The organism is Streptococcus sp. SS4 (assembly GCF_030440125.1).
Lineage (GTDB): Bacteria > Bacillota > Bacilli > Lactobacillales > Streptococcaceae > Streptococcus.
The window spans coordinates 1-20,038 of sequence record NZ_JAQFJM010000013.1; the positions used below are offsets into that span (position 1 = coordinate 1).

Annotated in this window: 13 protein-coding genes; 2 read left to right on the forward strand and 11 right to left on the reverse strand. The window is 37.3% G+C overall.

Annotation, left to right across the window (positions count from 1 at the left end; all coding sequences use genetic code 11):
- From PCY16_RS10490 to PCY16_RS10510, 5 genes are all read right to left on the reverse strand, one after another.
- Positions 1-5,900, reverse strand: a 5,900-nt coding sequence (locus PCY16_RS10490) for a pectate lyase-like adhesive domain-containing protein (protein WP_301354556.1), incomplete at its 3' end; no start/stop codon positions are given.
- Positions 5,901-6,491: 591 nt separating this feature from the next.
- The gene (locus PCY16_RS10495) at positions 6,492-7,502 is read right to left on the reverse strand and encodes a hypothetical protein (RefSeq protein ID WP_195414206.1); all 1,011 of its coding nucleotides are present in this window, start codon (positions 7,500-7,502) and stop codon (positions 6,492-6,494) included.
- A gap of 238 nt (positions 7,503-7,740) precedes the next feature.
- Positions 7,741-10,266: a bifunctional lysylphosphatidylglycerol flippase/synthetase MprF gene (gene mprF, locus PCY16_RS10500; RefSeq protein ID WP_195414205.1), complete on the reverse strand. Its 2,526-nt coding sequence runs from the start codon at positions 10,264-10,266 to the stop codon at positions 7,741-7,743.
- Between the two features lie 18 nt (positions 10,267-10,284).
- Complete coding sequence (locus PCY16_RS10505; RefSeq protein WP_183135779.1) at positions 10,285-11,232, reverse strand: AEC family transporter; 948 nt, start codon at positions 11,230-11,232, stop codon at positions 10,285-10,287.
- 83 nt (positions 11,233-11,315) lie between these two features.
- A complete protein-coding gene (locus PCY16_RS10510; protein WP_064524593.1) occupies positions 11,316-12,941 on the reverse strand; it encodes a malolactic enzyme in 1,626 nt (541 codons plus the stop codon).
- A 349-nt stretch (positions 12,942-13,290) separates the two neighbouring features.
- Between PCY16_RS10510 and PCY16_RS10515 the strand changes: the two genes are divergently transcribed.
- Complete coding sequence (locus tag PCY16_RS10515) at positions 13,291-13,641, forward strand: helix-turn-helix domain-containing protein (protein ID WP_037598004.1); 351 nt, start codon at positions 13,291-13,293, stop codon at positions 13,639-13,641.
- A gap of 140 nt (positions 13,642-13,781) precedes the next feature.
- Complete coding sequence (locus PCY16_RS10520) at positions 13,782-14,657, forward strand: LysR family transcriptional regulator (RefSeq protein WP_073686346.1); 876 nt, start codon at positions 13,782-13,784, stop codon at positions 14,655-14,657.
- Between the two features lie 82 nt (positions 14,658-14,739).
- Here PCY16_RS10520 and PCY16_RS10525 read toward each other — a convergent pair whose 3' ends face one another.
- From PCY16_RS10525 to PCY16_RS10550, 6 genes are all read right to left on the reverse strand, one after another.
- Entirely contained in the window at positions 14,740-15,498 is a 759-nt protein-coding gene (locus tag PCY16_RS10525) for a CPBP family intramembrane glutamic endopeptidase (protein WP_060973011.1), read from the reverse strand.
- Between the two features lie 166 nt (positions 15,499-15,664).
- Positions 15,665-17,050 (reverse strand): MFS transporter, encoded by a 1,386-nt coding sequence (locus tag PCY16_RS10530; RefSeq protein ID WP_073950904.1) that lies wholly within the window; start codon positions 17,048-17,050, stop codon positions 15,665-15,667.
- Between the two features lie 25 nt (positions 17,051-17,075).
- Positions 17,076-17,486 carry a MarR family winged helix-turn-helix transcriptional regulator gene (locus PCY16_RS10535; RefSeq protein WP_081372580.1) on the reverse strand — a complete coding sequence of 137 codons (411 nt, stop codon included), beginning with the start codon at positions 17,484-17,486 and terminating at the stop codon, positions 17,076-17,078.
- A 151-nt stretch (positions 17,487-17,637) separates the two neighbouring features.
- A complete protein-coding gene (locus PCY16_RS10540) occupies positions 17,638-18,201 on the reverse strand; it encodes a sugar O-acetyltransferase (protein WP_195414107.1) in 564 nt (187 codons plus the stop codon).
- A gap of 105 nt (positions 18,202-18,306) precedes the next feature.
- Positions 18,307-19,374 (reverse strand): sensor histidine kinase KdpD, encoded by a 1,068-nt coding sequence (locus PCY16_RS10545; RefSeq protein WP_070438708.1) that lies wholly within the window; start codon positions 19,372-19,374, stop codon positions 18,307-18,309.
- Positions 19,359-20,033 (reverse strand): response regulator transcription factor, encoded by a 675-nt coding sequence (locus tag PCY16_RS10550; protein ID WP_145517557.1) that lies wholly within the window; start codon positions 20,031-20,033, stop codon positions 19,359-19,361. Before PCY16_RS10550 ends, PCY16_RS10545 begins: the two co-directional genes overlap by 16 nt.
- Positions 20,034-20,038: the final 5 nt, after the last annotated feature.

Sequence of the window (20,038 nt, forward strand, 5' to 3'; positions counted from 1 at the left end):
TGTGGATCATTTGGTCCTACTGGTGTTTCACCATGTTTCAAGGTTACTGTCCATGTTTGGTCTACTGAAGCATCGTTATCGAAGTGAGCTCCTGCTGGGAATTCATCGCTTACGAGAACATAACCACGATCTTCATAGTACTTAATCTTGTCCGCAGTTGAGTAGTTGATAGCTTCACCTGATTTACCACCAACTTGATCATTGGCAAGGGTTTGACCTGTTGTTTGATCGACGTACTTGATGACAGCTTTTTGATCTGCTTTAACATAAACAATCTTCGTATCTTGTGAAATTCGATCTGGATCACTTTCATCATTTGGTTCAATAGTTTTATCAACAATATTGTAACCCCATGCTTGTGGTTGTTCTTCCTTAATCACATATCCTGTTGGTGCATCTGGAATTTTAGTTTCTGCTGCTTCTCTAGGATTTGATGGATTATTGTTGTATGTTACAGAACTTGAATTAGGAATAACATTTCCATCTTCATCTACCTGAATAATCTTACCAAGTGGTTTATAAGTTACAACATCTTCAGCATTAGGATTGGTTGGAGTGACTGTTTTACTACCTGCTTCAGACTTGTCAGCGTAGTAACCAGAAACTACTGGAACACTTTCCCTACCGTAAGTATGACTGTTTTCAGTCCATGTTGTTGTACCATCAGCTTGATTCTTCTTACCTGTGAAAGTATAGTCATTTTGAATCTTATCTGAAGGCACCTGAGCTTTACCATCTGTACTTGTGTACTTAACAGTTTGTTTAGTTGGTTTTGTTACTTCAGTTGTTTTTGGTACATAGATGATTGGTGTATCTTCACCTGGTTTATCAGGTGTTACAGGTGTTCCTGGTTGGATTGGTTGACCTGGTTTCGTTGGATCATTTGGATCTGGAAGGTGTGGTTCATAACCTGGAACATCTGGAACGACCGGTTGACCTGGTTTCGTTGGATCTGTTGGATCGTTCGGATATTTAACACCTGGTGTTGATGGGAAGTTTGGATCGTTTGGTGTTTCTGGTTTTGGAACCAAGTTTCCAAGTGGTTTGTAGGTTACAGTTTCTTCAAGATTTTCTTGAGTGACTGTCTTAGAAGCAACACTTCCTTTATCAGCATAGTAACCTTCTAATCCTGGTGTTGGAACTGCATCATAGTTAGTCTTATTCGCTGTCCATGGTGCATCAGGGTTAAGAACTTTACCTGTCACCTTATCAAGATTTAAGGTACGTGTCCATTGTGCATTTTGAACATTGTCAGCTGGGGCTGTTGCCTTACCGTCTGATACCACATACTTAACCGTTGATGTGACATCTTTCTTCCATTGATCTGTCGCTGGGTACTTAGGACTGTTTGGATCATTTGGATTGATTGGATCTGTTGGATTATGTGGATCATTTGGTCCAACTGGTGTTTCACCATGTTTCAAGGTTACTGTCCAAATTTGATCAACGGATGCATCTGTGTCATAAGTAGCTCCTGCTGGGAATTCATCGCTTACGAGAACATAACCACGATCTTCATAGTACTTAATCTTGTCCGCAGTTGAGTAGTTGATGGCCTCACCTGATTTACCAGAAACTTGATCATTTTCAAGTGTTGTACCAGTATTTTGATCTACGTACTTGATAACAGCTTTTTGTTCTGCCTTACGGTAGACAACAGGTGTATCAGATCCTGGGTCATTAGGTGTTACACTTGGAGTGTCTGTCACATAACCTGGGATAACTGGAGTTGGAGTCTCACCACCCTTAGTTGGATCTTGTGGATCATTGTTGTACTGTGGAGTTGGTGCACTTGGAATTGGTGTATTGGTTTCATCAACTGGGATGATCTTACCAAGTGGTTTATAAGTAACCTTATCCGTAACTTCTGGTTGGTCTGGAGTAACTGTCTTAGATCCAGCTTCCTTCTTATCGGCATAGTAATGTTCAACAACTGGAACTGTTTCTTTACCATAAGTGTGATTAGGTTGATCCCATGTTGTTGTACCATTTTTTTGTTTACCAGTAAAGGTGAAGTCATTTTGAACTTTAGCAGCTGGAGTATTATCGCCTGCTCCTTCAAACGTTACCGTTTGTTTAGTTGGTTTTGTTACTTCAGTTGTTTTTGGTACATAGATGATTGGTGTATCTTCACCTGGTTTATCAGGTGTTACAGGTGTTCCTGGTTGGATTGGTTGACCTGGTTTCGTTGGATCATTTGGATCTGGAAGGTGGGGTTCATAACCTGGAACATCTGGAACGACCGGTTGACCTGGTTTCGTTGGATCTGTTGGATCGTTCGGATATTTAACACCTGGTGTTGATGGGAAGTTTGGATCGTTTGGTGTTTCTGGTTTTGGAACCAAGCTTCCAAGCGGTTTATAAGTAACCGTTTCTTCAAGATTATCTTGGGTAACCGTCTTAGTTGGAACGCTTGCCTTATCCGCATAGTAGCCAGTGACATTTGGTGTTGGCACTGACGCATAATCCGTCTTATTAGCTACCCATGGTTCATTTGGATTAAGAATTTCACCTGTAACTTTATCAAGTTCCAATGTACGTGTCCATTGTGCATTTTGTACATTGTCATTTGGGGTCTGACTTCCTGCACCTACATAATGAACAGTTGATGTTACATCTTTCTTCCATTGATCTGTCGCTGGGTATTTTGGACTGTTTGGATCATTTGGATTGATTGGATCTGTTGGATTATGTGGATCATTTGGTCCTACTGGAACTTTATCATGTTCTAACTTAACAGTAAATTCTTGATCTACAGAAGCATCATTATCATATTTCTTCTCATCTGCTGTAGCTTTAGTAAATCCATCTTCTACTAGTTTGTAGCCTTTATTAACAAACTCTTGAATCTTGTTAGCAGTTGAGTAATCAATATTAGCTCCTGAATCACCTTCAACAGAATCACTAGCTAATTCTTTATTATTAGCTGACACATCAACATAGTGAATTGTAGCTTTCTGTTTCTCTTTCTTATAAACAACTACAGTTTCATAGCTTCCTAAATCAGATTTAGCTACAATATTACGCCAATAAGTGTCAGAAATTGTTCTGCGACCTGCACTAGTTTCAATGATAGTATCTGCTGGCGCAGTAGAAGGATTGTAAGTATAAGAAGCAGCTACACTATCTGCATTGTCTCCTGCTTTTAGACCAGGAACATTAGTTGATAAAATTTCTGCCTTATAGCCACTTAGCTTAGGAGAAGTTACAGCAGTATAGTTGACAGTCTCATTGTTTGTCGTTCCTGCTACTCTCCATCCTGTATCAGCTTTACCATCGCCATCGATATCACCAACATTGTATTTTGCTTTACTGTAAGCAGTCAAGAATTCATCACCATTACTTACAGTTGAATTCTTCAAAACATCTTTAAATTGGTCCTGATCAATGGCAACCTCAAGAGTACGATTCCAATCAGATGATTGAATGACGTCATCTTTAACTGGTGTGCCATCTTCATAAACGTATTTGATAACATTTTTATGGATAGCTGTAGGATTGATTGTTGAGCCGTTCGAAATCCAAATGTTTTGACGGTTATCACCAACAGGGTCGATACCATATGTTCTGTCAGTTGCTGATATACCACCTGTAGATGAACCTGTTGGAACTGATTGTGCATTTGCAGGATTAATATCAGCATGGTTACTTTGGAAACCTGCAATACTCAATGCTCCACCTTGGATATTAGTCCAAACAGAGCTTTGCTTATTACGACTTTGTGCATCTCTACCATCTTTATTCAACGAATAAACAGTATATGTTCCAAGACCTGGATTAACGAGTGTTCCTGTTGGACCGTTAAATTCTACTCGGTTACCTGAACTAGCTGATTTATTTGAAATATAAAGAATATTACCATGACCAATATCTTCAGGATTATTACCTTGAGGAGTAGATGCTGGCAATTTACCTGTCACCTCTCCGGCTGAAAGACCATCTGATCTAGTATAACGTAGTAATGAGACATAAAGCGGATTGTTAAATTGGAAAAAGGTATTAGAACTATTTCCCAACGCTACTGAAATCAATTCAGCATAGTAGTTAGTATTATCATCTCGAATGTCTACAATAGAACCCTTATTAGCCTGGAATAACGGTTGATCCTTGCGTCCATTCTCAGAACCAAGTGAAATAACATCGTCCCAAGCATTATCACCGCGATCATCCATTTGTACACGGAATGTTGCATAATCATCTACGACAATGCGACCATTTTCATTTAGACCAATATAGTTATAACCGTCATAGCTTCCTGAAGGGCCTCCACCACTCTTAGGACCTTTACCTAATGAGTGGAATGTATTGGTAGAATTTTTACCAAAATTAACTTTCGAATTATTACCAAGGTCAATCGCAACACCACGGCCTTTATTTTCAAAACGAACTTTAGAAGTTGCACCCGTTGTAAACTCAGCATTATTACCGGCCATCACACCATCACGACCATTTAATTCAAAGGTCGCACCGTCACCGATAATAACTTTACTTGGACCATTCTTACGATTGCTATTTCCAGCACCATAACCACCGAAACGATCTCTATCTGTTACACCATCTCCAGGTCGATTGATACCAAGCGAAATACCTTGTCCGATACTAGTGTTAAGTACAAGTTTTGACTCTTTACCTGTTTCTACTGTACCACCATCTGCCATAAAGATACCAGCATTATGATATCGAGCAGTATCTGTAGCATTGTCAGTGTTCATATTAATGGTTAGGTTAGCTCTATCTTGAACACTAACTTTAGCGCCACTTTCAAGAGTGATTGCATCCCCTTGAGAAGAACGGTTAAGTGTTAGACTAGCCCCCTCAGAAACAATGACAGCTTTAGCATCATGAATGTTTGATTCACGACGTTTATCTGATCTACCAGCTTGTCCCACGTTACGTTGAACATACTGAGTTTGTCCATTTCCAGATTGATAGCTATCACTAACAGTTGATGTTGTATTTCCTTTAATAACAACATTGGTGTTTCCACCACCACCATAAAGTGATGAACCAACACTGGTTACATTGTCAAAAGTAACAGTATTTGGACCACTTGTCTTAGATAAATCAACAGGTCCCTTTGAGTTAGCTGATGCCAATTTAAGGTTTTTGAAGTTAAGCTCCCAAGCTGCACCAGTTAATTCTAAGGTATTTGACAAAAGATCTAGACTAGCATTTTGATTTTCACCTTTGATTGTAAGTGGACGTGCTTGAGTATTAATAGTGATTTTACGGTCAACAGATCCTGAACGTCCATTATCCGTATTACCATTATCACCTGCTGCTACAATATTACCTTTAACGGTAATTTCTTTAATGCTACTGTCTTGAAGTGCTGCAACAAATTCACTCCAACTAGATACTTCTTTCTGAGCATCTACTGCTACTGTTGATGAAGCTGATGCTGCTGCACTCGTATCACGACGCGTACGACTAGAACGATTAGAATCATCCGAATTAGATAACTTTTGAGTTTTATCAGATGAATTTTCGTGACTATCAGTTTGACTCACTTTATCTGAATGATTCTCAACATATGATTCTGAAACAGACTCATTAGATTCTTTTGCTGTCTCAGCCTGTGTATTTGTTGTTTCTCCTGTTGATGCATCCGCAGAAGTTGTTACACTTGGAGTTAAATCAAGTGTTGCAGATGGTTCAGTAGATGCTGAAACAACAGACGTAGGATCTGTCTGTTGTGCCGTTGTTGAAGTAGTTACTAAACTACTCGAATCATCGCCGGTAACAGATTCCTCTGGTGTTACCGGTGTGTCGGTACTGGCAAGCTCATCAGCTTGTGCACCATGTGCTGCAAACAGTGCCGTTCCCAAAAGCACTGAGCAAACGCCGATTGAATATTTTCTCAAAGAAAAACGTTGGCGTCGATTAAAAAAATCTTTCATTTCATAAATTCCTCCCAATTGAATTATGATTCAATTGCTGTTGCTTAACATTTATGCTGCAACCGTATTCTACCCCTTTATAATTTAACTGTCAATAAAATTTTCTGTTTTTTTTACACTAGTACGATTTTTATAACGATACAGTATATATGTCGTTTAACATAATGAAACAAAGATTACAACAAACAATCATCTTATTTTCATATTTTAACAACACATATCCAACATGGTTATGAAGATTAAAAATTAATAATACATTATAATTTATAATAAATTTATATTATTTGCAATAAATTAAAATATACCTAATTTATAAAATTTTTGATTAATAAAACGTGCTATTTCTTAATGATGTGTCCTACTTAACCATGAAAAAAACACTAAGAGTAGTCAAGATATTTCTCGTCACCAACCAAACACCTACCATCAATGGTGTGACTTATCATTTTGATGAAAATGGACGTGCGAAGCAATTGTAAGTAATGTAAGAAAATCGACTAAAATTATTCTTACTAGTCATACAAACAAAAAAACAAACAAAAAGTCCAAATCAAACTATTGATTTGGGCTTTTTGTTAGGTAAAGAATTTATTAGTCCTTTTTCAGTCTTTTTAGGTGTTTATAGAGACCGAAGGCACGATCCAATTGCATAGATTCGATAGGACGTTTGCCCTTGATATAGAGATTTCCATTGGTCGCATTCATCAACCCTGTCTTAGAAATGGCATAACCGGTAATCATACCACTATAAAGGAATTTTTCCAATTCCTTGACATCTAAAACTCTGCTTGAAGGTTCAAGAATACCAAATTCTGCCTCATAAATCTCGACAAGTTTTTTAAACTTATAGGCTGTTTTTATGGGCATATCTCCGACATTTCCCTTGGCATAATAATGATAGAGATTCTGTGGGCTTAAGTCTACAGATGCCACCTCTTGACCATTGGGCGAGTAAGGTTGTGATTTAATGAAAGTATTAAGCTTGCCAATATCAATGTGGGAGTCGCTAACATTTTCCTTAGGAACAGGGAAGTCATTCCTATCAACAATCTCCCTTCGTCTTATAGTTGCCAACAATTCATAAGGCTCGACTATAAGTCTTTTGGAGAATTTTTCCAAAGTATCAAGCGATACTGTTCCTGTTTGATTGATCAGGTTATAGTTGGTTTGAGCCATACCCGATGAGACTACAAAGGCTGTCATACGTTCTCTGACTTCCCCCTCAGCCATATCTTCCGTGATTTCCAGCTCCTTACGAATGTTGTGCCACAAGTTCTGGGTGACCTGATCAGGATTTCTTGGAAACTCAAAACCCTCATGCTGATTATCTCGAGCTAAGAGCTTCCCAAGTGTAATGTTTTTCCCAGTCACCTTGGCCAGACCGTTAGTAATGGTTACAATCTTTGGAATATTTCCCTTGGGCTTGTTCATGAAAAGCATCCGAAGGCTTCCTGACGGAATCCCCGTAGCTTCTGAAAGCTCTTTGTAACTCTTCTTGTCTTTCCAAAATTCCCCCATTCGAGCTTTTTCTGCATTTTCCCAGAAAAGCTCCTTAAGGGGTTTGGGGGCATTCGGCTCATCCGAAAATAGTCGTTTTGACATCATTGTCTCCCTCTAAAATTGCTGTTTAAACTTAGTCCAAATCTATTATCTCATATTTTTAATAAAAATCAAATCATTCCCTAATTAAATGTATTTATTACTTTCTAATAGTACTGATTTTACAACATAAAAAGGATTTAGCTCCGTTTTACACAGAACTAAACCCTTTACTTAAACTAACTATGACAGTCATACAAAAGCTCGAAAGTCATCATATGCTGTTTAAAACTAATAGTTATTACGATAATCTCTTTACTTTGCGATTATCAACTCTATAAATGGCTAACATATCTAGTATAAGCCATGTATCACGGGGATAAGCGACATATCGTGGTGACCAGATTGGATTAAACTTTTGTTTATATTGTCTAAGACCACTAAAGGAATAGAAACGATTAGTGAAGGCATAGATGAGATAGGCTACTTTTTCTTGTAGAAAACTATGTTTCTCAGTTCCTACATTTGACAACGGTGCCATACCTAATTCAAAGATGTTAACTCCTTCTTCTTTAAAATGAAGTAATAATTTCACAAAAAGATAATCCATAATACCATTAGGTGCTGTCCTTAAGTGGTAGCGCATCAAATCGATGCTAGCTTCTTCAAGTCCATTACTAGCTAAAAAGGTAACAAAAGCCTGAACCTTATCTTCCTTATCCATTACAAGAGCTATTGGTGCTAATTGAATGTACTTCTCATCAAAAAATCCAAGTGAAAACCCTTTTTCTTGGCGACCATCTAACCAATTATCCGATATTTCTTTAAGGGTGGTAAGCAACTTCTTATCAAAAGGTGGTTGTAATACTTGGAATTGATACCCCTTGTTTTCTAACCTATTAACAACTGTTCTAAATTTCTTTCCTTGTTTTCCTTCGGTTGTAAATCTATCGAGTAATACCCGAGCAGTCTCCCCGAACTTCATAAAGTCATACCCATATTCATGGAGTAATAGGGTGGTTTCTTGATTAATTTCGTAGAAGATAACTGAGACATTTGTGTCCTCCGCATCCGCTAAAAACTGTGACAAGCCTTTTTCTAAGTACCCTGACTGTGCCAGTGGATCCGACATAACGACACATTTATTATTTTCAATTGCAAATTGGAAAACAACCTTGTCTTGACCATCCTCTTGGTACCAATAAAGGTATTTGTCATCTAAATAAGCCAAGGCAGCATCTAAATTTATATTTGGTATTGTTGCAATAAAATCTTGGTAACGCTCCTTATCAAAAACTTCTCCAAAATTCTCTTTGGTTTGATTACTCTCACGAAGTACCAAAACATACGAAATCACCAATATCAGAGACAAGCCAAAAAGATGAATCCAGTGTGTAATCAAAAGAGGAAGATGTTTCACTTCAAATACATGATGAGAGTTTAAATGTCCTAACAAAACAAGGGTCAAGAAGAAACTTCCACCAATATACGATATATCCTTACAACAATCTTCCCAAGCATAAATATAATTACTGCGAACAAATGTATTTCTAGTCCACCAAATGAGAGACAAAATAATAATTAGGAAAAAACTACTTGCTAATGAAAGACTACCAATATTCAAATAAACAAGGCTTACCAGACCTAGTACAGTAGCTAATGGTAATGTAAATTTTAAACGTCGTTTAACTAATCTTGCTAGCAGAAAGAATTGAACACCAAAAACAATACTAGGAAGTTGAAAAACAAACTGTCCAGTGCTCGGTGAAAGTTCTTTAAGCAAAGGAAGATGTCCTAATTCTTGAGGAACTATGGCTGAAACGATAAGAAAGAAACCAAAGAGTCGCAACCCCCAAACCAATACTATACTAGATAAGGCCTCAATGACCTTTTGGGGAATTCCTAAATATTTCTCATTTAGTCGTCCACCCATATTTTTTAAGAATAAAACAACTCCTAAACAGAAAGGGAGAATATAATAGAATAATCGAAATACAAGTAACCAACTTAGTGCCTGAGCTTTATCAAGCCCAAGACCAACTAAACCAGATACCATAATTAAATCAAAACTACCTAGACTACCTGGAATCATTGACATAATCCCAATTGTAATAGCAATCATAAAGAGGGGGATTACATCATAAATTGGTAAATTATAGCCCAAAATATACCCAACCAAAAGGAAAAAATTTAGTACGCAAGCCCAATCAAGGGCAGAAGCTAATACTAAAGATAACATCGTCTTTCCACCAAGCTGGCCAAAATAGGCCCAATTTTTCCTATTTGAAACAAATAAAACAATTGGGAGATAGAGACTAGCTCCTAACAGGACTGGCCAATACTGCTTAATCCCAATTGATAAAGGGAATAAACCTGTCAAAACCAAGCTTATCAGGGCAAACAGTGAAAATCCACTCATGAAATAAGGAATAACACGAGAAATTCCCTGCATACTTTTTTCAGGTCGTTCTTCATCTCCATAGAAAGAATATCGTAAACCAATATCTATCAAGCCGGCAAAGCCTATCATATTATTCAAGCTATTAATTGTCCAGCTAGTTTCTAGTAAGTAAGAAAATGTTTGTTTCTGATTTAGCTCTTTATTTAAGATACTATCATAGAAGATCATTGGCGCAACGGCCATAAAACCAAACAGTGCCAAACAGATGACATTTAGTGGAGACAGTTCCCCCAATATTTCTTCAATCTTATCAAACGAAATTGTTTTAAAAAGTCTAGTTATCTCTACAATAACTAGACTAGTAATAGATATAAATAAGACGAGTTTGATAAGTGTTTGCCATTTTTTAACCCAATTTAAAAACATTTGCAAACTCTACTCCTTTTATCCTAATAATGTCTGTAAAATCGGAATCACAATCACAAATAAAACCGTACTGAGAGTGACCACATTCGTTGAAAACTCAACATCACCTTTTCCTTGATTGGCAAGAATAGGAAGAACCGCTAGAGCAGGTGTTGCTGATTGGATCATAAAGGTCCTAAATTCTGGTGCTACCATATTTGGAGAGAAGAATTTCAAAACTAGGAGCATGATGACCGGTGCAAGGATAAAACGACCAACCAGTGTGATAATGGTATCCTTATCAAAGCGAATCGTCTTAAGTCCTGCCTTCGCTAGAACGATACCAATATAGACAAGTGATAATGGCGTTGTTAAACTACCAATATAGGTCAAGGTACTTTCCGCAAAACTTGGAACAGGAAGACGGAGCACTAAAAAGGCGAGGGCTACGAGAAATCCTAATAAAGGAGCAGGGAAGAGCTTCTTCCAATTAAATTTTTGAGCCTGTTTTGAAGCCCCTTCTTTGCTATCAGACGTCATCAGATAGACACCTAATGTCCAAGTAGATACTGTATTTGTAATATAATACACTAAGAAATAAGGAAGGGCTTGATTTCCAAACAGAGCGATATTTAAAGGCAAACCAATAAATATGGTATTGGCATTGACAAAGGTATTAATCATGGTTCCTCGGCGTCCTGGGCGCACTCTAAAAACTTTCACCGCGATAAAGGCCGCTAGGTAACCAAGAATGAAGGCGATAAACGTATAGAGCAAACCGCCAGACAAGCTAATCAGCTTATCTAAAGTTAAATATTTAAGAACAGAGGTGAAAATTGCAACGGGCATGGCCACATTCATAATAAGTTTAGACAAGTCATTTCCGAAACTCTCTTGGAACCAACCGCGGACTTGCAAGAAATAACCAAGAATGATGATGACGATAATGGGTACAATACTCTGAATTGACGTTATAAAGATTTCCATAGTCTCCCCTTCTATATAATAGGACATACAGCAAAAGGCGTACGAGGCATCCAGTCGCACTCGTACACCCCAATTAAATTTACTTATTTATATTCTGGGTACCATTTCAAATCACGAACTGCTTTGGCCATATCTGTTTCCTTAGCACGCGCAAGACCTTGCTCTTGTGCTTTTTTAGCGACTGCTTCTGCTACTTTAATAGAAACATCTGCTACATACTTGAATGGTGGCAAGACAGGAGCTCCTGGTTGGCCTGGATTGACAATACCACTCAATGAATGAGCTGCTGCTCCAATCATTTCATCAGTCAAAAGACTTGCTTCAGAAGCCAGCATACCTAGACCAAGACCTGGGTAAATCAAGGCATTATTGGCTTGACCAATCACATAGTCGACACCTTTATAAAAAACTGTATCAGCAGGAATTCCTGTTGCGACAAAAGCTTTGCCATCTGACCATTCAATCAAATCTTTGGCACTAGCTTCTGCTAGTTTGGTTGGATTTGACAAAGGGAAGATCATCGGACGTTCTGTGTTTTCACACATAGCTTCTACTATTTCTTTGGTGAAGGTATTAGGTTGAGTTGAAGTTCCTACAAGAATGGTTGGCTTCACAGTCTTCACTACTTCAAGCAGGTCAGTCAATTTGTCTGCGTTACTAAAGTCAGCACGTTTCTTAGCAAACGGTTTTTGTTCAGGAGTTAGGTCATCCATGTCATCAAAGAGAAGACCTTGTTTATCAACCATAAAGAAACGTTTATAGGCTTCTTCTTCAGAAAGACCTTCACTTACCATTTCACGAAGAACACGAGAGGCAATTCCTGCACCCGCAGTACCACCACCATAGCAGAGATAAACTTGATCTGTTAATTTTTCACCACTAATATCCAGTGAACCAAAGATACCACCTAAGGTAACGATTCCTGTACCTTGAATATCATCATTAAAAGTTGGAATTTGTTTCCGGTATTTTTCAAGAATATTGGCTGCATTCAAGCGGCCGAAGTCTTCCCAGTGAAGGTAGAGTTTAGGAAAAAGACGTTCTGCTGTTTGAACAAATTGGTCAATGAAGTCGTAGTAACGATCTCCGCGAACCCGTTCGTGACGATTTCCTAAGTAATTAGGATTGTTACGAAGTTCTTCACGGTTAGTCCCTGCATCAATAACTAAAGGAAGGACCATAGAAGGATCGATTCCAGCAGCACCCGTGTAGACCATCAATTTCCCGACAGAAATATCGACACCATTTGTTCCCCAGTCACCGATTCCAAGGATTCCTTCTGCATCTGTTACAACAATGAGACGAATCTCGCGATCCCCAGCAGCATTTTTCAAAGTGGCTTCAATATTTTCAGGATGATTGATATCAAGATATCCCGCATATTGTGGATCTACAAAGAGGTCACTATAGCCTTCAATGGTATCTGCAATGGTTGGATCGTATACAATTGGATTGAATTCCTCCAAATGTTGAGAAAAGAGGTAATAGAAAAGAGTCCGGTTGGTATTAAAAATTTCCATTAGGAAAAGACGTTTTCCCAAATCATTGGCTTTTGTTTGCATTTGTGCATAAGTTTGTGCCGCTTGCTCTTCAATCGTTTGAACATACGGTGGCAGTAAACCAATAAGGCCTAGTTCCTTTCGCTCCTCTAAGGTAAAGGCAGTACCTTTATTTAGGAAAGGGTTGTTTAAAATATCATGTGCAGTCATAGTGCAACCTCCTTTTTACTTATATTATACTACTTAAATAGTTGTTTTAAAGAACAATGTACTTTATAGTGTCCACTCATTTCTTTTATGTTATAATGGGCAAAAAGAATTATGACAGAATCAACTATACAACCAGTTATCATCTTTCCTCCAGATACAAATGGACAACCACTTTATCTGTGCCTAACCGTATAACACATTTGTTTTACAGGCTGTATAGTAGCAACAATTATGATGGTACTAATAGAGACTAGCATATTGAACTAATAAACAATAATATGGATTTTATAGTATACTTTGTATTGTTTAAAAAGTTATTTTTGTCATTTAAAACTTGTATTCTGTTTATATGACAACTAATAATTATCTACAAAAATATATTTCACAAAAAGTGAAATATTTTCGTAAACAAAACAAAATGAGCCAGGAGGAACTTTCGGAACAGGCAGGACTCGGACTCAAGTATATCAATCAATTAGAAAACCAAAATGTGAATCTGACCATTCACAGTCTAGAAAAAGTGATTGTCGCCTTAAACTTGACACCAGAGGACTTTTTCAATTTCAATAGCCTCGAGCCCACCACTGACCAAACCGATAATCTCTCATTGAAAAGAGTTAACATGAAGCTGAAACAAGTTCCTGTTGATAAAAGGGAGAAAATCCTAGCTATTTTTGAAGATATTCTTGATAACCTATAATCATCTCCTGACTCATCATCATATTCTAACTCAATAAAAAAGTTATAGTCAAACACACCACTACGGATAATATTTACTTATCGTCTCACCTAGCCTTGTCTATGTAACTCTTTTTAACAATTTTTTGAAAGTGTGATTTTATGAATCTTAAAGACTTATACTATTTTTATGACCTAAGCAACCTGCAATCTTTCACTGAAGTAGCTCGAAAAAACGGGGTGAGTCAACCATCTATTTCTTATGCCATTAAACGTTTAGAAAAGGAGTTTCATTGCCAATTACTTGTGCATGATCCTTCACATAGGACATTTAAGCTAACTCCACAAGGTGATATATTGTTACGACATGTAAAGAAAGCTCTTCCAGAAATACAAGGTGCCCAAAAAGAAATACTTCGAAGCATTTCTCCCTATGATACAATTGGGTTTCCGCCTCTTATTATTGACTATCTTGTTCGTAAAGAGCCTGCTTTTATTGAAAATGCCTCAGCACTTCGAAATATTCACCCTATACAAGAAGGTTCTATTGAACTTCTAAACCTCTTGTCTAAGGGAGAACTAGATGCCAGTTTTATTGGAAGCTTAGAACCGATTATCGATAAACGATTTTCAGTTAAAACTCTTATGACAAGTGATCTTTATTATATTCTACCTTCAGGCCACTCATTGGCAGATAAGGAAGCTATCGCTTTCTCTGATGTTCTAAATGAAAATTTTATTATTTTAGACGAACATTTTGTTCATCTAAAAGCTTTTCAACATTTGAATAATCAATATCATCATGCTGCAACACCATTCTTTCAAACAGATGATATTAATTTGCTTAAGCAACTCCTTCGTAAAAAAATTGGTATCAGTCTTCTTTCTGAAATCGCTATAACAAAGGAAGACAAAGATTTAATTTCTATCCCAATGGTTAAAGAGGAACGCATGTCGCTTTATGTTTCACTACTTACACTTAAGGAAACTAATCTTCATCCTGAGGTAGAAAACTTCTTCCAAGAACTATTAAATTAAAAGCGATAATACTAAGCTAATTAAGATACATCTAACAATAAAAGGAAACTCCCCTCGTACTTAAACGAAGGGAGTTGTTTTACTAATAATTCCAGTTTACCAAGAGATAAATGAGACTCGAGCCAAACATATCCGCCAAGGCATGCATGAGGAAGAATGGAAGCAAGTTTTTGACCTTGTATTTATAAAGGAAATAATAAAGTAGACCAAAGACCACACCGATAACCAGAGCCCATAGCATGCCCTGATAGGTATGGAAGGACACACGGACAATGGTTGAAAAGAGTAAGACCCACCATTTATACTTGTCCTTTACTGAGGTCAAGAGCCCTAAGAAGAAAAATTCCTCGTAGAAACCATTAAGCAGTCCGTAAGCAATGGCCATAGGTGACAAAGCCATAAACTTATCAATAACAGCCATAGGATTAATATAGGCTAAAACTTGAGGACTAAAATAATTATACTGTCCTGACAAGGTGCTAACCATATCGGCAAATAGACCTGAGATAGCGAAAATAAAGGGTACCCAAAAGAGAACAGACCACTTTAGGCGTATAGGTAATTGTTTAAAGTCAAAATGACGTATCCAGAGATATATAATCGCTAAGGTTAGGAGAATAATCTGCAAGGTGAAATTACTTGAATAGCCTGCTCCTTCACTGGCTGTATTTGTTGAAGTCTCACTGATTGCTGTGGAAACGCTTGGAGCCAAACTTGCCAAATATATTTGTGTTGAACGGACAATAAACTGTCCAAACATAATGAGCGTAACAATACCGATATCAAACCACCTCAGATTCTTTAGTGGTTGTTCGGGACGAATTTTCTTGAGTAAAGACATTGGTCTTTCCTTTCTTCTATCCTCTTGATCGAAGACTGGTTTATTCTTTAAGTTTATTATAAGTCATAAACCTTAACATAATACTAAAATTTGCAATAAGATTAGTATTTCATTTAAGGAAAGAAAAAGCAAGGGAAAGCATGTTTCCTTTGCTTCAAACTTGTTATTAATCATTCTTTTTAACAACACTAACTAAGACAAGGAGTTGGAAAATAGCCAAAACAAATAGGACCACAAAGCCATTTCGACTACCTTGAGCCGTTGCTCGTGCAAAGTCAATCTTGTGGTTAGCTTGACTCATAGCAACAATTAGAGATGCTAGTATTGTTCCCACTGCTCCTGCAAATTGTTGGAGCGTGTTAAAGATGGCATTAGCGTCGGCTCGTTGATCAAGCGACAGTTGTTTCTGTCCATTGGTCATGACATTACCAAAGGCAACCCCAAGTCCCGTCATGAAAATCATGTAAAAGGCGAGAATCAAAGTATTTGAAAGGGAGAGGCCAAACAAGCTAAATAGCAACTGAGCAAGAACAATAAGGCTTGCTCCAATCAGAATTGGTTTACGAGCTCCCATCTTATCTAAAATGATACCCGAAAACGGAGCAAATCCTGCACCAATGATAGCTCCTGGGAGGAGCATCAAGGCTGCAAGAGTGGTATTAGAGTGGTTAACCAACTGCACATAGTTTGGCAAGAGGAAACTCATCGCAAGGGAACCCAATTGGAAAGAAAAGAAAGCGATGATATGACCTGTCAGTTTACGATTTTTCAAAATAGAGAGGTTGATGATGGGATTTTCTAATGTTGTAGAACGCCAAATCAAAATGGCAAGACCTAAGATTCCAATCAAAAGCCAACCTAAGACTGAGAAGCTGAAGAAGGCATGTTCAGCAACCCCATGAAGACCTAAAATCAGGCCCAAGAAAAGAAAGATGGTAGCCACTAGACTGAGGATATCTAAAGATTCACGTTTAACCTCACTCTTTTGCTCAATCGATCGAAGCCCTGCAATCAGTGAAGCCAAGAGAATAGGAAACTGAATGAGGAAGATAGAACGCCAACCAAAATGCGCTGTCAAAAGTCCACCAACAGTTGGTCCAATCGCCGGTGCAACTGCTGTAATCAGTGTCCCAACTCCCATCATGAGACCAATCTTACGACTTGGCACCTGCTCCAAAATGATGTTAAACATGAGAGGTAGAGCAAAACCAACACCCATCCCTTGAACCAATCGTCCCAAAACAACAAAGCTAAAACTAGGCGCTATAAAGTCAATGAGAACACCTAAAATAGACAAAAGGTTTGCGACCAGAAAGATGGTTTTCATCTTAAACGAGCGCTTGAGATAGGCAGATAAGGGCACCACGCAAGCAACGACTAATAGGTAGATGGTTGTAACCCACTGTACTGTTGACGTATTAACCGAAAATGCCTTCATCAATACAGGAAAGGTGATATTCATAGCTGTTTCACCAGCCACTCCACAAAAAGAAAGGATTCCTGTCGCAAAGATGGCACACAGGATCTTGGTGGAGATTTTTTCTTCTGACATGAGTATTTGTTCCTCCTAGATAAACTTAAAGATTACGATAGTGTTGTAATATTTTGAGAAAGATTTCTCTCTCTTTAGCTGAAAATTGCTGGGCAAACTCTTCCTCTTCTTTACGAAGATAGGATTGACAGGCAGACGCGATTTTTACCGCCTTATCCGTTAAAACAACCGCTTTTTGCCTAGCGTCTTTCGCTGAGATATGTCGTTCGATAAGGCCTTTTTTCTCCATCCGCTGTAAGAGAACTGTCGTTGTCGAACGCTGAATCTCAAATTCGTGCTCAATGTCACGTTGAAATACCTCATGATTAGCATGATTGGTTATAAAATCGATAATGGCCATCTGATTTCCAGTCAAATCATATTGCCTAGCAAACTGATCAAAGTGGCGCATCATATTGTTATTGGCTTGCTTCAACAAGCGTCCAAAATGGTCCAAAACATGACTCCTTAACTATATTGTTAGCTAACTAACGTTGTTTAGTATAAGAGTTTTAGAAGGTAATGTCAATAACTTTTCAAGAGATTTCCACTCAACTTTCAATAGATTTCAAAAAAACTCAAGGACTTAAATCCTTGAGTTGCTTCATTTAGTCTTTCTTTACAGGAATTTCCTTAATAACACGCGCAGGGTTTCCACCTAGCACCACATTGTCACCGAAAGACTTAGTCACAACAGCGCCTGCCCCAGCCACTACATTATTCCCCAAAGTAACGCCTGGAAGGATGGTCACGCCTCCACCAGCCCAGAAGTTATCACCGATAGTAATTGGAGCCCCATATTCAAGGCCTGAATTACGCTCGGTTGGATCAAGCGGATGAAGAGGTGTTAGAAACTGACAATTCGGACCAATCATAGCATTGTCACCAATCGTGATAGGACAGACGTCTAGCATAGTCAAGTTCCAGTTAGAATAAAAATTTTCACCGATATGGATATTAACACCGTAATCCGTAACGAACTGAGGATTCATGGCAAGATTTTCACCAGTCGAACCAAACCAAGATTTGACAATTTCAGCTCTCTTGAGACGGTCAGTTTCGGCATTGAAGGCCCATTGTTTTTCTCTTGAGCTGGCTGCTAGAGCACGTAACTCAAGATCACTCGGTTTATAAAACTCACCCGCAATCATTTTTTCATATTCTGTCGGCATGGCATACTCCTTTTGTGGTTGTTTTCCTATATTGTAGTATAGAAGTGATGTTACCACAAGAGAACAGATATAAACTAGCTAAATATCTCAACTTAAAAAATATTACTAAATATAAATTGTAACCATAGCTCCATTATTTTCATTAGAAAGTTTCAGTTCCCAATCATGAAGTTCTACGACTCTTTTTACAAAAGATAACCCTATTCCAAAATGGTGATTTTGAGAGTCGTTTCCTGACTGATTATCTTGGTAAAAGAGCGATCCTACATTATCAATCATATTAGCTGAGAACCTTGAGCCATCATTCCAAACCGATAAAACAATCTTATTTTGCTCAGATGATAATTTTATAACTATCTTTGGCATCATTGATTGACTATAGGACATTGCATTATTCACTAGATTAGTAATTGCTCTTAAGAATAATACTAAGTCAATATGAATAGTAGTATCAGATGGGGTTTCATTCAATACATTTAAAACACAAGTCCCAGTTGTCAGAGGAGTTAATTCTCTAATCAAACATAACGCAAGCTGCTCCGAAGTAATATGCTCTTTATTGATATTATCTTTATAAAATGTTTTTGAATATTGAATAAATTGATTAAAATAATTATCTAGTTGTTGACTTGAAGATTCGATATCTAACAAGCATTGAGTTAACTCAGGAGACACATCAAATGTTTGAAGATACTCAGCATTACCTGAAATTATTGTTAGAGGTGTCTTTAAATCATGTGCTGCGGAAGACACTCTGAACATTAGCTCTTGCTTTTGTTTTTTCTCTTTTTCAAGCATCTTTTGAATTTTATCCTGCATCTTCATAATATGTTCTTTTGTCTCAATAAATTCAAATAACCTTAGTGGCTTAGAGTATTTGTTATTGTCTGAATATAAGCTTTGTTCATATACTGTCTTCATCTCTCTCTGAATTTCATATAGAAGTTTTTGTACATTTCTTACAATTATAACAACTAAAATGACACAAAGATAAATCCACGAGCTAACACTAAAAAACATAGTAAAGCTATTCACATTGTTAGCATTAATTCCTTCAACCGCTGTAAATAGGGCAGGAATAATGTAGAAAAAACAAATGCATAACAAAAATTGAAAAATAATTTTCAAATAAGTTGCTCTTATCAACTGCTTTAATGTTATTGATTTTGCCATTTATATCCCCCACCCCAAAGAGTTTTGATTGGATCAATACCATAAGGTTTCAATTTTTGTCGAATCTGATAGATATACTCTGTAATACTTCGGTACTGAACTTCTGAACTTTGAGGGTACAAATATTCATAAAGCTCCTCTACACTAAAGATTTTAGTTTGATAGGTAAACAATAAATATAATAAATCGAATTCCCTTCTCGAAAGAGAAATACTATTACCGTCTACTATTAATTCCTTTCCTACCCTATCAAATTGAAGTAAACCACTAGTCTCAGTATCTCCGACAGAAAGTAGCCTTTTATCTCTTCTAATATGCATTTTGACTCTTGCAACCAACTCCTTCATACCGAATGGTTTGGTAATAAAATCATCTGCACCTATTCCAATAGCTTCAACAATATCTTCTTCAAGGTTTTTAGCAGTTATAAAAATTATGGGTGTTTGAATCTGACTTCTGATACTACTACAAATATCAATACCACTCACTGGCATCATTATATCCAGTAAAATCAAATCAAATCCTATGAAGTCACATAGGTTAATATCTTCAACAGAATTTCTAGTTTCAACTACATAGGAGTTTTTCTCCAGAATATTCTTAATCAATCTTAAAATTTTTAAATCATCGTCAATAACTAGAATTTTTGACTTTACCATTTTTT